This is a genomic window from Variovorax sp. ZS18.2.2 (genome assembly GCF_024701975.1).
Lineage (GTDB): Bacteria > Pseudomonadota > Gammaproteobacteria > Burkholderiales > Burkholderiaceae_C > Variovorax.
Map to the genome: position 1 here is coordinate 488,273 of NZ_JANLNM010000002.1, position 14,411 is coordinate 502,683.

10 protein-coding genes are annotated in these 14,411 nt (G+C 67.6%); 2 read left to right on the plus strand and 8 right to left on the minus strand.

Going from position 1 to position 14,411, the window contains the following annotated elements; genetic code table 11:
• Window positions 1-50 precede the first annotated feature (50 nt).
• The 4 genes from NU688_RS12760 to nirB all read right to left on the minus strand — a co-directional run bounded on the left by NU688_RS12760 (window position 51) and on the right by nirB (window position 6,693).
• A complete protein-coding gene (locus NU688_RS12760) occupies window positions 51-2,855 on the minus strand; it encodes a nitrate reductase (RefSeq protein ID WP_257861205.1) in 2,805 nt (934 codons plus the stop codon).
• Window positions 2,856-2,866: 11 nt separating this feature from the next.
• A complete protein-coding gene (gene nirD / locus NU688_RS12765; RefSeq protein ID WP_257860990.1) occupies window positions 2,867-3,271 on the minus strand; it encodes a nitrite reductase small subunit NirD in 405 nt (134 codons plus the stop codon).
• Window positions 3,272-3,451: 180 nt separating this feature from the next.
• Window positions 3,452-4,231 carry a type IV pili methyl-accepting chemotaxis transducer N-terminal domain-containing protein gene (locus NU688_RS12770; protein ID WP_257860991.1) on the minus strand — a complete coding sequence of 260 codons (780 nt, stop codon included), beginning with the start codon at window positions 4,229-4,231 and terminating at the stop codon, window positions 3,452-3,454.
• 26 nt (window positions 4,232-4,257) lie between these two features.
• Window positions 4,258-6,693, minus strand: coding sequence for a nitrite reductase large subunit NirB (nirB, locus tag NU688_RS12775; RefSeq protein WP_257860992.1), 2,436 nt, complete (start codon window positions 6,691-6,693; stop codon window positions 4,258-4,260).
• 67 nt (window positions 6,694-6,760) lie between these two features.
• Between nirB and NU688_RS12780 the strand changes: the two genes are divergently transcribed.
• On the plus strand, window positions 6,761-8,467 hold the full coding sequence (locus NU688_RS12780; protein ID WP_257860993.1) for a bifunctional protein-serine/threonine kinase/phosphatase: 1,707 nt from the start codon (window positions 6,761-6,763) through the stop codon (window positions 8,465-8,467).
• A gap of 17 nt (window positions 8,468-8,484) precedes the next feature.
• Here NU688_RS12780 and NU688_RS12785 read toward each other — a convergent pair whose 3' ends face one another.
• Entirely contained in the window at window positions 8,485-9,747 is a 1,263-nt protein-coding gene (locus tag NU688_RS12785) for a nitrate/nitrite transporter (RefSeq protein ID WP_257860994.1), read from the minus strand.
• A gap of 257 nt (window positions 9,748-10,004) precedes the next feature.
• On the opposite strand from NU688_RS12785, the gene NU688_RS12790 reads away from it, so the two are divergent.
• A complete protein-coding gene (locus NU688_RS12790) occupies window positions 10,005-11,285 on the plus strand; it encodes an ANTAR domain-containing protein (RefSeq protein WP_257860995.1) in 1,281 nt (426 codons plus the stop codon).
• A gap of 25 nt (window positions 11,286-11,310) precedes the next feature.
• Here NU688_RS12790 and NU688_RS12795 read toward each other — a convergent pair whose 3' ends face one another.
• Genes NU688_RS12795 through NU688_RS12805 form a run of 3 tightly spaced genes read right to left on the minus strand, consistent with a single transcriptional unit; the run spans window position 11,311 to window position 14,313 of the window.
• Complete coding sequence (locus NU688_RS12795; protein WP_257860996.1) at window positions 11,311-12,120, minus strand: ABC transporter ATP-binding protein; 810 nt, start codon at window positions 12,118-12,120, stop codon at window positions 11,311-11,313.
• The gene (gene ntrB / locus NU688_RS12800; RefSeq protein ID WP_257860998.1) at window positions 12,117-13,055 is read right to left on the minus strand and encodes a nitrate ABC transporter permease; all 939 of its coding nucleotides are present in this window, start codon (window positions 13,053-13,055) and stop codon (window positions 12,117-12,119) included. Before ntrB ends, NU688_RS12795 begins: the two co-directional genes overlap by 4 nt.
• 13 nt (window positions 13,056-13,068) lie before the next feature.
• Window positions 13,069-14,313, minus strand: coding sequence for a CmpA/NrtA family ABC transporter substrate-binding protein (locus tag NU688_RS12805; RefSeq protein ID WP_257860999.1), 1,245 nt, complete (start codon window positions 14,311-14,313; stop codon window positions 13,069-13,071).
• Between the last annotated feature and the right edge of the window lie 98 nt (window positions 14,314-14,411).

Consider the following 14,411-nt stretch of genomic DNA (forward strand, 5'->3'; position numbering starts at 1 on the left):
TGCCCCCACCCCGGCCCTCCCCCGGGAGGGGAGGGAGCAAGACACGCAGCTCATGGGGTCTCCGCCACGGCTTCGGACGGCACCATCCGCACCATGCGTTTGAGCTCCGGAATGCACGACCCGCAGTTCGTGCCGCATTTCAGCGCCCCCTGCAGCGCCGCCAGCCGCTCGTCGGGCGTGCCGCCGCAGCGACCCAGTTCGGTCTGGATCGCCAGATCGGTCACGTTGAAGCAGGTGCAGACAGGCTTTCCGCGCGACTGCACCGCCAGCGGCGCACGGGCGCCGGGCGAAAGCAGCAGGCGGCCGTAGCTCTGCGCGGGCAGTTCCTCCCGCAGCAGCGTGGCGATCCAGGCCTCGGCGCTGGTGTCGCCTGCGAGCAGGAAGGCTTCGAGGCCGGCGCTCTGGTCGGCGCGGCGCACCAGCCGAGCCGCGCGACGCTGGCCGCGCCGGCGGTCGGCGTAGCGCAGGGTGTCGGCGCTTTGCAGGCCGAGCAGTGCTTCGATCTGCTCAAGCAGTGCATCGGCCGGCGCATCGTGCGCGGCCGCACGGAACAGGAGGCCGCTGCGTTCCGCGCCCTGCGCGTCCCTGGTGCTGCCCGAGAACGGCACGCAGGTGGCGAACGGAAACATCGCCATCAGCGGCTGCAGCGCGCGGTGCGCCGCCAGCACCTCGTCGGGCGGCAGCCAACCCATCGCGAGCAGCGACCACGGCAGTTCGGCCTTGAGGATCTTCACCGCCGTGTGTTTGAGCTCGGGCTGCTTCGAGGTGGGGCAGTAGGCGGGCGTGGTGAGCGCGTTGATACCGGCCAACCGCGCGCCGGCCGACGAGCAACCGCTCAGGTACTCCTCGCCCCAGTGCATCGCGACGAAGGCCTGGCTCATGCCGATCTCGGCGCTGGCGCGGGCGGGCAACATGATCGAGCCGCGCTTCGACGTCAGGTGCACCAGGTCGCCTTCGCCGATCTGGCGCCGCGCCATGTCCTGCGGGTTCATCTGCACCATGGGCTCGGCCACATGGCCGAACAGGCGGGGGGCGGTGCCGGTGCGGCTCATGCCGTGCCACTGGTCGCGCAGGCGCCCGGTGTTGAGCGAGAAGGGGTAGCGCGCTTCGCGGGCTTCGGCCACGGGTTTGTAGGGCGTGTCGGCGAAGCGGGCGCGGCCATCGGGCGTGGGGAACACGCCGTCTTCGTACAGGCGCACGCGGCCGGTGCTTTCGCCTTCCTTCAGCGGCCATTGCTGCGGGCCGAGGTCGTCGAGCATCGCGTAGCTCAGGCCGGTGATGTCGAGGTCGCGCCCCCGCGTGGTTTCGCGGTGCTCGTTCCAGACCGATTCGGCGCTGTCGTACGGAAAGAGCGTGCCCGCACGACCGAGCCGTTGCTCGAGCCGGCGCGCGAAGTCAGTGGCAATCGACCAGTCGTGCCGCGTCTCGCCCGGCGCGGCGATGGCGGGGCGCACGCGCGAGATGCGGCGCTCGCTGTTGGTCACGCTGCCGTCCTTCTCTCCCCAGGTGGTGGCGGGCAGCAGCAGGTCGGCGAAGGCGCAGGTGGCGGTGGTGGAGAAGGCCTCCTGCACCACCACGAACTCGGCGCGCTCCAGCGCGCGGCGCACCATGGCCTGGTCGGGCATCGACTGGGCAGGGTTGGTGCAGGCGATCCACAGTGCGCGGATCTCGCCATCGGCGGCGGCCTGGAACATCTCGACTGCGGTCTTGCCCGGTTTCTCCGGCACTGAAGGCACGCCCCAGAGTGCAGCCACCTCGGCGCGGTGCGCGGGGTTGGCCAGGTCGCGGTGCGCGCTCAGCAGGTTGGCGAGGCCGCCCACTTCGCGCCCGCCCATCGCATTGGGCTGGCCGGTGAGCGAGAACGGGCCGGCGCCGGGCTTGCCGATCTGGCCGGTGGCCAGGTGCAGGTTGATCAGCGCAGCATTCTTCGCCGTGCCGCTCGAAGACTGGTTCAGGCCCTGGCAATAGAGGCTCAGCGTCGCAGGCGAGGTGGCGAAGAGCCGCGCGGCCGCCATCAGGTCGTCCGTCGAAATGCCGCAGACCTGCGCCACCTTGTCGGGCGTGCATTCGCGCACCGTGGCCTTCAGCGCGTCGAGGCCGCTGGTGTGGGCCGCGATGTACTTCGCATCGGTCCAGCCCTCCCACAGCATCAGGTGCAGCATGCCGTTGAACAGCATCACATCGGTGCCGGGCTGGATCGGCAGGAACAGGTCGGCGATCTCGACCGTGTCGGTGCGGCGCGGATCGGCCACCACGATCTTCAGCGCCGGGTTCGCCGCCTTCGCGTCCTCGATGCGGCGGAAAAGAATCGGGTGCGCCCACGCTGTGTTGCTGCCCACGATGAAGAGGCAGTCGGCATGCTTCAGGTCGTCGTAGCAGGCCGGTGGCGCGTCGGCGCCCAGCGTCTGCTTGTAGCCGGCGACCGCGCTGCTCATGCACAGGCGCGAGTTGGTGTCGACGTTGTTGGTGCCGACGAGGCCCTTGGCGAGCTTGTTGAAGACGTAGTAGTCCTCGGTCAGCAACTGGCCCGAGATGTAGAAGCCGACCGCATCGGGGCCGTGGTCCTGGATCACTTGCGCGAACTTGCCTACGGCGTTGTCGAGCGCCGTGTCCCACGACACGGCCATGGGCGCTTCTTCCCGCACGATGCGTTGCATGGGCTGCAGGAGCCGCGCCTGCCGCGTGACTGGCGCGCTGGCCGTGAGGTGCAGCGTCGAGCCCTTGGTGCAGAGGCGCCCGAAGTTGGCCGGGTGGTCGGGGTCGCCGCGCACGCCGGTGATCTGGGCGCCGTCGGATTCGATGATCACGCCGCAGCCGACGCCGCAATAGGGGCAGGTGGAGCGGGTCTCTTGCACCATGAAGCGACTCAGCTTTCTTCCGTGGACAGGAGGGCCATCGTGGGGAAGGGCTTCGGTCCGGCGACCGGGCGCTCCAGGTCGATGGCGTGCGTTGCCAGTTCGCCCGCGTCGAGATGCACCACGCCGCCCTCCACCTTCACCGCGAACTTCGGGGTGCAGCCTTCGTCGGGCGCCTTCGCGCAGCCGTCGTCCAGCCCGATGGTCCAGTTGTGCAGAGGGCACGCCACGCTGGTGCCGAACACGATGCCCTGGCTCAGCGGACCGCCCTTGTGCGGGCAGCGGTCGAGTAGCGCGAAGACCTGGTCCTCGGCATTGCGGAACACGGCGACGTCCACGCCCGCGGGCCGCGACACGCGGCGGGCGCCAAGCAGGGGGATGTCGTCGATGTGGCAGATGGCTTTCCATTCGCTCATGGTGGCTCTCCAGATGGTTCAGAGGCTGAGAGGCAATTCGGCGTGACCGAGCAGCTCCCGCAAATGCCCCCAATCAAGGCGCAAAGCACAGCCATAGCTCGGGCTATGGCGAGCATTTGCAACGCAGAGTGGGGGCATTTGCGGGGGATGAGCGGTCATGTCGGATTGCCTCTCAGCCTCTCAGGTCTTCAGGTCGGAATACAGGCCCGTCACGCGGTCCATGATCGCGAGCAGGTTCTCGCTGGTCACGAACACGTCGGACATCAGGGCGGGCGAGGCGCCGGCGCCTTCGAGACGCTGCAGGCCGCGGTTGAAGAACATCCACTGCGCATCGGCCAGCACCAGCTCCTGGCGGATCTGCGTGGTGGCTTCGGGTGCGCTGCGCAGCACTTCGAGTGCCGCGAGGAATTCGGTGCGCGACTTCGCGATCTCGGCCGCACTGCCGGTGGCGTCGATCTGCATCGCGCCGGCCAGGTAGAACTTGGCCATGCGCTGCGACAGCATGCGCTGGCGTCCCGCGATGTTGACCAGCCGGCCCACGGGCCTGCCCGACGCCGTCTCATACTGCGTGGTGCCCTGGTTCGCAAGCGCGAGCACGGTGGCGTCGAGCTTCACGACCTTGGCGGCTTCTTCCTTGCTGGGCACGACGCCGGTCAGCTCGCGCTTGAATTCGTTCCAGGCTCCGTCGAGCGCGTCGTAAGTGCCGCGGATCGCGGGGCTCGGCGCAAAGGCCTTGAGCTCGCTCAGCTGCTTTTCGAACAGCACGATCGACCTGTCGAGCACTTGCTGCGCATTGCGTGTTTCCACTTTCTGCAGCAGCGCGAGGTAGGCCTTGCTCGCGCGCTGCGACAGCATGCGCTGGCGGCCGGCCTTGTTGATCGCGTCGTTGAGGTCGGCCACCTGCGCATGCACGCCCAGGGCGGCAAGTGCGGAGGACGCGACGAAGAGTCTTCTTTTCAAAATCTTTTTCTCCCTTTTATTTCCGATCAGACCGACAGCGGCGTGAACTGACGCACGTCCACCGAGGCCTGCGCCGACTCGAACCACGGATCGGGCTCGCCGTCGAGCGCGAACTGCAGCCGCTCCCACAGCGCCTTGCGGCCTTCCGCGTCGTCGAGGATCTTTTTCTTCACGTAGTCGAGGCCCACGCGCCCGATGTAGTGCACCGTGCGCTCCAGGTACCAGCCTTCCTCGCGATAGAGCTCCAAGAAGGCGCCCGAATACTCCATCACCTCGGCAGCCGTCTTTACCTTCACGAGGAACTGCGCCACCTCGGTCTTGATGCCGCCGTTGCCGCCCACGTAGAGCTCCCAGCCGGAGTCGACGCCGATCACGCCCACGTCCTTGATGCCGGCCTCGGCGCAGTTGCGGGGGCACCCCGAGACCGCGAGCTTGACCTTGTGCGGCGAGTACATGGCCCAGAGCGCGCGCTCCAGGTCCTTGCCCATCTGCGTGCTGTCCTGCGTGCCGAAGCGGCACCACTCGCTGCCCACGCAGGTCTTCACCGTGCGCAGCGACTTGGCGTACGCAAAGCCCGAGGGCATGCCGATGTCCTTCCATACGCCTTCCAGGTCTTCCTTCTTCACGCCCAGGAGGTCGATGCGCTGGCCGCCCGTGACCTTGACGGTCGGGATCTTGTACTTGTCGGCCGCGTCCGCAATGCGGCGCAGCTCGTCGGGCGTGGTGTGGCCGCCCCACATCCGCGGAATGACGGAGTAGGTGCCGTCTTTCTGGATGTTCGCGTGGCTGCGCTCGTTGATGAAGCGGCTTTGCGGATCGTCCTTCGCCTCTTTCGGCCAGGTGCTGATCAAGTAGTAGTTGATGGCCGGGCGGCAGGTGGCGCAGCCGTTGGGGGTGCGCCAGCCCATGCCGCGGTACACGTCGTCGTGCGTGAGCCAGTGTTCCTTGCGGATCGCGTCGCGCGCATCCTGGTGGCTCACGTCGGTGCAGCCGCAGATCGCCTTCTTCTTCGGCGTGGCCGAGTAGTCACCGCCCGCGGTGAACATCAAAATCTGCTCGACCAGCCCGGTGCACGAGCCGCAACTCGCGCTGGCCTTGGTGTGCTTCTTCACCTCGTCGAGCGTGAAGAGGCCCTTGTCCTTGATCGCCTTGCAGATGGTGCCCTTGCTCACGCCGTTGCAGCCGCACACCTCGGCATCGTCGGGCATGCTCGCGGCCTTGCTGTGGCCCTCGTGGCCGGTGTCGCCGATGTTCGATTCGCCGAACATCAGCCTGTCGCGGATGTCGTGCACGCTGCGGCCGTCGCGCAGCAGCTTGAAGTACCAGCTGCCGTCCACGGTGTCGCCGTAGAGGCAGGCGCCCACGAGCTTGTCGTCCTTGAGCACCAGCTTCTTGTAGACGCCGCCGAAGGGGTCGCTCATCACGATCTCCTCGGTGCCTTCGCCGCCCATGAACTCGCCGGCGCTGAAGAGATCGATGCCCGTCACCTTCAGCTTGGTGGAGGTGAGCGAGCCCAGGTAGCGGCCGATGCCGAACTGCGCCAGATGGTTGGCCGCGACCTTGGCCTGCTCGAACAGCGGCGCCACGAGGCCGTAGGCGATGCCGCGGTGCGCCGCGCATTCGCCGACCGAGTAGATGCGTGCATCGGTCACGGTCTGCAGGGTGTCGGTGACGACGATGCCGCGGTTGCAGTGCAGGCGCATCTTCTCGGCCAGCTCGACGTTGGGGCGAATGCCCACGGCCATGACCACGAGGTCGGCCGCGACCTCGGTGCCGTCCTTGAAGCGGATGGCTTTGACGCGGCCGTCTTCACCGCCCACCAGGTCTTGTGTCTGCGCGCCGATGCGGAACGAGAGCCCACGATCTTCGAGCGACTTCTGCAGCAGCTTGCCCGCCACGTCGTCCAGCTGGCGCTCCATGAGCCAGGGCATCACGTGCACCACGGTCACGCTCATGCCGCGCAGCATCAGGCCGTTGGCCGCTTCGAGGCCGAGCAGGCCGCCGCCGATGACCACCGCGTTCTTGTGCGTGCGCGCGGTCTCGATCATGTAGTCGGTGTCGGCGATGTCGCGGTAGGCGATCACGCCTTTCAGGTCCTTGCCGGGCACGGGCAGCATGAAGGGGTTGGAGCCGGTGCACATCAGCAGGCGGTCGTAAGGCGCCTCGGTGCCATCCTCGGCACGCACGATGCGCTTGACGCGGTCGACCTCGACCACCTTCTTGCCGGCGTGCAGCGTGATGTGGTTGTCGCTGTACCACTCCCAGCTGTTGAGCACGATCTCGTCGACCGTCTGTTCGCCCGCGAGCACCGGCGACAGCAGGATGCGGTTGTAGTTGGGGTGCGGCTCGGCGCCGAAGACGGTGATGTCGTACAGGTCGGGCGCGATCTTCAGCAGCTCTTCGAGCGTGCGCACGCCGGCCATGCCATTGCCGACCATCACGAGTTTCATTTTTTTCTTCATGGGGCTGGACCTTTCCTCGAAATCAAGCGGACAACAAAGAAGCTCGGTGCCCATGGAGAATCGCGCCATGAGCTTTGAAGTGGACATCGGCTACAGCAGCCTGCGCGGACCCCGCGAGGTGAACGAAGACTTCGCCGGCGCCGTGCATGCGCCGCGCGGCGACGAGGCGCGCGGGCTCATCGCGGCGATTGCCGATGGCGTGTCCACCGGCGGTCGCGGCCTGGAGGCGGCGCAGACCACGGTGATGGGCCTTTTGGCCGACTACTTCGCCACGCCCGACACCTGGGAGCCGACCGCCGCGCTCGACCGCCTGATCGGCGCGCAGAACGCCTGGCTGGCCGATCACAACCGCCGCCGCGCGGGCGACTCGACCGCGCTCACCACGCTGACCGCGCTGGTGCTGCATGGCCAAAGCTACACGCTGGCGCATGTGGGCGACACGCGCGCCTGGCGCGTGCGCGCCGACAGCGACGCGGCCGTGCCGCTCACGCAGGACCATGCCTTCGAACACCCCGACATGCGCAGCCGGCTCACGCGCGCCATCGGCCTGGACGACCAGGTGCGCGTCGACTATGCGCAGGGCGATGTGCGCGTGGGCGACTGCTTCGTGCTGACGTCCGACGGTGTGCACGGCGTGCTCAAACCGCAGCAGGTGGCCGCGCTCGCGCTGCAGGGCGACGCCGAGGCCGCCAGCGAGGCGCTGGTGAACGCGGCGCTCGATGCCGGCACGCGCGACAACGCGACCGCGCTGGTGATCCGCGTGGTCGGTCTCGACGCGCGACAGCTCGACGACGAACTCGGCGACGGCCGCCGGCTCGCGCCGCCGCCGTTGCTCAAGGTGGGCGACGTGCTCGACGGCTACGTCGTCACCGCGCTGGTGGCCGACACCGGCGTGCATCTGCTGTACCAGGCGCGCCATCCGGAAACCCGCGCACTGGTGGCGCTCAAGACGCTGCATCCCTCGCGCGCCAGCGACCCGCAGGAGCGCGCGATGCTGGCGCACGAAGCCTGGCTGGGCCAGCGCGTCGGCGAGGGCGGTGGCTTCGTTCGCGTGCACGAGCGCGCGGAGAGCGCGAGCGCGCTCTACATCGTGTTCGACTGGCACGGCGGCCGCACGCTGGAGCAGATGCGCAAGTCCGGTGCGCGCGGCACCGTGGCCGAGGTGGTCGCCGCAGCCATCGAGGTGAGCAAGGCGCTCGGTCGGCTGCACCGCCACGGCGTGGTGCACCGGGACATCAAGCCCGGCAACCTGCACCTGGGCGACGACGGGCGCTGGCGCATCCTCGATCTGGGCGTGGCGTTGTCCGGCCGCGAGGGTGCGGCGCAGCGCGAACTGCATGCGGGCACGCCGAGCTACATCAATCCCGAGCAGTGGGAGGAGGGCGGTGTGGCCGACGCGGCCAGCGACCTGTTCGCGCTCGGCGCCACGCTGTACCAGTGGCTCGGCGGGCACCTGCCCTACGGCGAGATCGAGCCCTACCAGGTGGCGCGCTACCGGCGCGATCCGGTCGCGCTCTCGCGGCTGCGGCCCGATGTGCCGGTGTGGCTCGATCATCTGGTGCGCAAGGCCGTCGCCCGCGATCCGAGGGAGCGTTTCGAGACCGCCGAGGAAATGCTGCTCGCGCTGGAGCGCGGCGCCTCGCGCCCCGTCGGTGCGCCCATGGCCACGCCGCTCGCGCGCCGCGACCCGCTCATGCTCTACAAGATCGCCCTCGGCGTGTCGTTGCTGTTCAACGCACTGCTCGTGGTGTGGCTGCTGTTCTTGCCACGCTGAGGACGAACGGAAGAAGCTCATGGCCGGGCGGCCTTTCGCGGGGCGGCGTACTTGGCGGCCTGGGCGGGTGATGTGCGTGCGCGGCCACCCTTTTCGGCCCAGGTGCGCGTCCAGCGGATCTGCATGACGCGCATCACGCCCAGCATCGCCAGCGAGAGCGCACCGAAGAAGACGAAGCCCCAGGTGTAGCTGCCCAGGTACTGCTTCGACAGGCCCATGGCGTTGGGCACGAGGCCGCCGCCGAGGGCGCCGATCTCGCCGATCATCGAGCCGGCCACCGCGGTGCTCAGCGGCCAGCGCAGCGGCACCAGCTGGAACAGCGCGCCGTTGCCCGCGCCCAGCGCGGCGAAGCAGACGATCAGCAGCAGCGTGGTGAGCGCCAGCGAGCCTGCGGAAAAGCCGACGAGCACGAGGCCCACGGCCACCACCAGCAGCACCACGGTCAGTGTGTTCACGCCGCCCCAGCGGTCGGACAGCCACCCGCCGACGATGCGCACCGCCGCGCCCATGAAGGCCGCCAGCATCGTGAGCTGACCCGCCTGCACCTTGCTCACGCCGAACTGGTCGTAGTAGTAGGAGGGCAGGAAGGTGATGAGGCCGATGAAGCCGCCGAAGGTCACGCCGTAGATCAGGCTGAAGACCCAGCCGTCTTTCTCGAACAGGCAGGCGATGTGTTCGCGGAAGCTGGCATGGCTGTCCACGTCGGGCGGCTCCTTGGCGAAGATCACCATCACCACCATCGGAATCAGGATCGCGACCGCCGCCACGCCGTACACCGCCTGCCAGCCCAGCCACTGCGCGAGCGGCGGCGCCACCAGCACCGACACCGCCGTGCCCACGTTGCCCGCGCCCACGAGGCCCATCGCCAGGCCCTTGTGCTGCGGCGGGAACCAGCCCGAGCCCAGCGACAGCGCCACGCCGAAGCTCGCGCCGGCAATGCCCAGCAGCACGCCCATAGCGAGCAGGTCGTTGAAGCTTTTCACGAAAAAGAAGCCGAACAGCATCGCCACCGCGATCAGCGCCATCTCGACCAGCGTGGCCTTCTTGCGGCCGATGTACTGCGAGAGGATGCCGAGCGGAAAGCGCATCAGCGCGCCCGCGATGATCGGCACCGACAGCATCAGGCCCTTCTGCGCGGGCGAGAGGTCGAAGGTCTCGCCGATAAAGGGCGCCATGGCGCCGTTGAGCACCCAGATGCAGCAGGAGAACGAGAAGTACAGGAACGCCGCGAACAGCGTGGGACTGTGGCCTGACTGCAAGAAATTCCTGAAACCGGACATGGTGTTCAAAGGTGCAAAAAGCCGCGGCGCGACCTTGGAAGGGTCGTGTCGACGGACGGGGTTGGGGTGGTGTGTCGGCAGCGGACGCTGTCGACGTAGGGGTGGTGCCCGGCGATGAACATGCCGGACCGGATGCAGGAACCTGCAGCCTCACCAAAGCGGTGCTTCGTTACACCGCATCCCCTTTGCTGCAAGAGGCGTGCCCGCGAGATTTCGCGGGCGTGGCCTATGCTTGCCCCGCCTTCCGACACCCCACCATGATTTCCCTTCTTCTCGTCCTGCCCAATGAATTCGATGCCTCCGCGCCCCTGCCGGAGCCACTGCGGCAGGGCCTCGCGGATGCGGGCGCCACGGTGCTCGGGCGCGCCACCTGCCGCACGCTGGTGCAGCAGGCTGGCGCGCTTGCACCGCAACAGGTGCTGATCTGGTTGCCCGAGGTGGCACATCTGCAGGCAGTGCGCGATGCGCTGCGGGATTGGAACGGCGTGCCACCGTGTGCGGTGTCCTTGGTCGGTGTGCCGCTGGACGCCGAGCAGCACGAGGCGTTGGTCGCACTCGGCTTGCACGCATGGGGGCCGCTCGACGCGTTGTCGTTGCCGGCATCGCTGGCTCGTGCGCAGGCCCGGTGGATGCGCGAAGCCGCGCTGCGCGCCGAGCTCGACAACCTGCGCACACGCATGGACGAGCGCAAATGGGTCGATCGCGCCAAGGGCTTGCTGATGTCCGCGCGTGGCATCGGCGAGGACGAGGCCTTCGGCCTGCTGCGCGGCGCGGCGATGCATGCCAACCTGCGGCTGGGCGAGGTGTCGCGCTCGGTCATCGAGGCCGCGCAGTGGGCCGAGGCGATCAACCGCGCGGGTCAGTTGCGCATGCTGTCGCAGCGGCTGGTGCGGGTGGCGGCGCAATTGCTCGCCGGCATCGACGTGCAACGTGCGCGGGTCTTGCGCACGCAATCGACCGAGCGGGTGCAGCAGAACCTGGATCACCTGTCGGCCCTCGACCTGGGCACTGCCGGCGTGCGTGCGCTTGCCGAGGTGCAGGCGGCATGGAACGGGTTGAGCACGGCGCTGCCCGTGAAGCCCACGCCGCAGGGGCTCGCCGAGATCGATGCACGCGGCGAGGCCTTGCTGCTCGCGGCCGAAGCGATGACGGAGGCGTTGGAGGCCTCGGGCGCACGGCGCGCGCTGCGCATCGTCAACATCTGCGGGCGGCAGCGCATGCGGGCGCAGCGCCTGGCAAAAGATGCGTTGCTGGCCTCGACGCTTGCGGCAAGCGCATCGCGCGACCGGCTGTTGCCGACCATGAACGAGTTCGAGGCCGCGCTGCTGGAGCTGGAGCGCGCGCCGCTCAGTTCACCCGAGATTCGCGCCGGGTTGGTGACTGCGCGGGACGAATGGCTGCGCTTGGTCGGTGGCGTGCAGGCATTGGACAGCGCAGAGGGCCGCGCCACGCTGGTTCGTTCCAGCGAAGCGCTCGTAGACACCTTCGAGCGCCTCACCGGTTGGTACGAACACAGCCTGCAGGTCATCATGTCCTGACGCCGGTCGTGCGGCACCTGCTGGATCAGGCCGCAACCTTCTCCACATGCGCCTGGCGCGTGTAGAGGAAATCGATCACCGCCTTGCGCGCATGCACATAGGCCGGGTCTTCGGCCAGTTCGACGCGGTTGCGCGGGCGCGCGATGTCCACCGCCAGCACGTCGCCGATGGTGGCGGCCGGACCGTTGGTGAGCATCACGATGCGGTCGCTCAGCAGCACGGCCTCGTCGACGTCGTGCGTGACCATGACGACAGTGCTCTGCGTCTTCTGCACGATGGCGAGCAGTTCGTCCTGCAGCTTGGCGCGGGTGAGGGCGTCGAGCGCGCCGAAGGGCTCGTCCATCAGCAGCACCTTGGGTTCCATCGACAGCGCGCGTGCGATGCCCACACGCTGCTTCATGCCGCCGGAGATTTCGCCGGGGCGCTTCTGCGCGGCGGCCGTGAGGCCCACCAGCGCGAGCGCCGCATCGGTGCGCTGGCGCAGTTGCGCCTTGCCCTCGGTGGCCGAGAACACGCGCTCGACCGCGAGGTACACATTCTCGAAGCAGGTGAGCCAGGGCAGCAGCGAGTGGTTCTGGAACACGACGGCGCGTTCGGGGCCCGGTCCCTTGATCTCGCGGTTCGCGCACAGCAGCACGCCTTGCGTCGGCGTCGTCAGCCCGGCGATCAGGTTCAAGAGCGTCGACTTGCCGCAGCCTGAATGTCCAATCAGCGTGATGAACTCGCCCTTGGCGACGTTCAGGTTGATGTCGCGCAGCGCGAGGAAGCTGCCCTTGGCCGTCTTGAAGCGCTGCTCGACGTCGCGGATTTCGATGTACTTGCTGTCGTCGTTCATGACTTCACCTCTTCGAACGTGAATGCAGTAGCCAGCTTGATGAGCGCGAACTCCAGCACCAGCCCCACGATGCCGATCACGAAGATCGCGATGATGATGTTGGCGACGTTGAGGTTGTTCCACTCGTCCCACACCCAGAAGCCGATGCCGACGCCGCCGGTCAGCATTTCGGCCGCGACGATCACCAGCCACGCGGTGCCGACCGCGAGCCGCACGCCGGTGAGCATGTAGGGCAGCACGGCGGGGAACAGGATCTTGGTGAGGATCTTCCATTCGGAAAGATTGAGCACCTTCGCCACGTTCATGTAGTCGCTCGGCACGCGCTGCACGCCCACGGCGGTGTTGATGACCATCGGCCAGATCGAGCAGATGAAGATGGTCCAGATCGCGGCCGGGTTCGCACCCTTGAACACCAGGAGGCCGATGGGCAGCCACGCGAGCGGCGACACCGGGCGCATCAGGCTGATCAGCGGATTGAACATGCGCGCGAGGAACTCGAAGCGCCCGATCGCGAAGCCCGCCGGAATGCCCACCAGCGCCGCGAGCCCGAAGCCCAGCGCAACGCGCTGCAGCGACGAGAGCACGTTCCAGCCCACGCCCTGGTCGTTCGGCCCCTTGCTGTAGAACGGGTCGCTGAACACGGTGAGCGCCTGCTGCCAGGTCGCGAGCGGTGTGGGAAAGCCGGTGGTGCTCTTCATGGCGACCAGCTCCCAGATCAAGAGCAGCAGGCCGAAGCCCGCGAGCGGTGGGAGTACGCGCATCCAGAAGGCGCGCAGGTCGATGGGTGTGCGTTGTTTTTGCTCCTTCTCCACCTTGGGGATCGGTGCAGGTTGAGGGACGGCTTCGGTGCGGGCCACCCCTTCACCCCGGCCCTCTCCCGCACGCGGGAGAGGGAGAGATGCGTCGAGCGGCGAATGAAATACAGCGCTGACCATGGTGCGTTTCTCCTCAGACATGCAGCTTGAAAGACTCGGCGTACTTCTTCGGGTCCTTGCCGTCCCAGACGGAGCCGTCGAAGAGCTTGCTGGTGCGCAGCACTTCCTTGGGCACGGGCGTCTGCGTGGCGGCGGCGGCCTGCTTGTAGATGTCGATGCGGTTGATCTCGGTGGCCACCTTCAGGTAATCCGGATGCTCCTTCAGCAGGCCCCAGCGCTTGTGCTGCGTGAGGAACCACATGCCGTCCGAGAGGTACGGGAAGTTCACCGCACCGCCGTTGTAGAACTTCATGTGGTTCGGGTCGTCCCAGCTCTTGCCCAGGCCATTGGTGTAGCGACCCAGGATGCGCTGGTTGATCGCGTCCACGCTGGTGTTGACGTAGCTCTTGTCGGCGATGGTCTCGGCCATCTTGTTCTTGTTCTGCAGGCCCGTGTCGATCCACTTGCTCGCTTCGAGGATCGCAGCGGTCACGGCGCGCGCCGTGTTGGGGTACTTCTTCGTGAACTCGGCAGTGCAGCCGAGCACCTTCTCGGGATGGTCTTTCCAGATGTCCTGGGTGGTGATGGCGGTGATGCCGATGCCGTCCATGATCGCGCGCTGGCCCCAGGGCTCGCCCACGCAGTAGCCGTCCATGTTGCCCACGCGCATGTTGGCCACCATCTGCGGGGGCGGCACGGTGATGTTCTTCACGTCCTTGAAGGGATCGATGCCGGCCGAGGCGAGCCAGTAGTAGAGCCACATGGCGTGCGTGCCGGTGGGGAAGGTCTGCGCGAAGGTGTATTCGCGCTTCTCGGTGGCGATGAGCTTGGCGAGCGACGCGGCATCGACCGCGCCCTTGTCGGCCAGCTTCTTCGAGAGCGTGATGGCCTGGCCGTTGTTGTTGAGGGTCATGAGCACGGCCATGTCCTTCTTCGGGCCGCTCAGGCCCAGGTGCATGCCGTAGACCAGGCCGTAGAGCACGTGCGCCATGTCCAGGTCGCCGTTGGAGAGCTTGTCGCGGACGCCCGCCCAGCTGGCTTCCTTGCTGGGGACGATCTTCACGCCGTATTTCTTGTCGATGCCGAGCACCGAGGCCATCACCACGCTCGCGCAGTCGGTCAGCGGGATGAAGCCGATCTTCACTTCTTCTTTTTCGGGCTTGTCGGAGCCCTGGGCCCAGACGGCGGCGCGCAGCGCTGGGTCGATGCCCACGGCGCCGATGGCGGCGGCTTGCAGTACGCGGCGGCGGCTGAGGCGGGTTTTCAGCAGGTCGGTCATGGGGACGGGCTCCGGTTGAAGAACGAACAATCAAAAATGCAGAAGCGAAAAACAAAAAAGGCGTCCCGACCACGCAGGGGCTGCTCGCGAACGAGCCC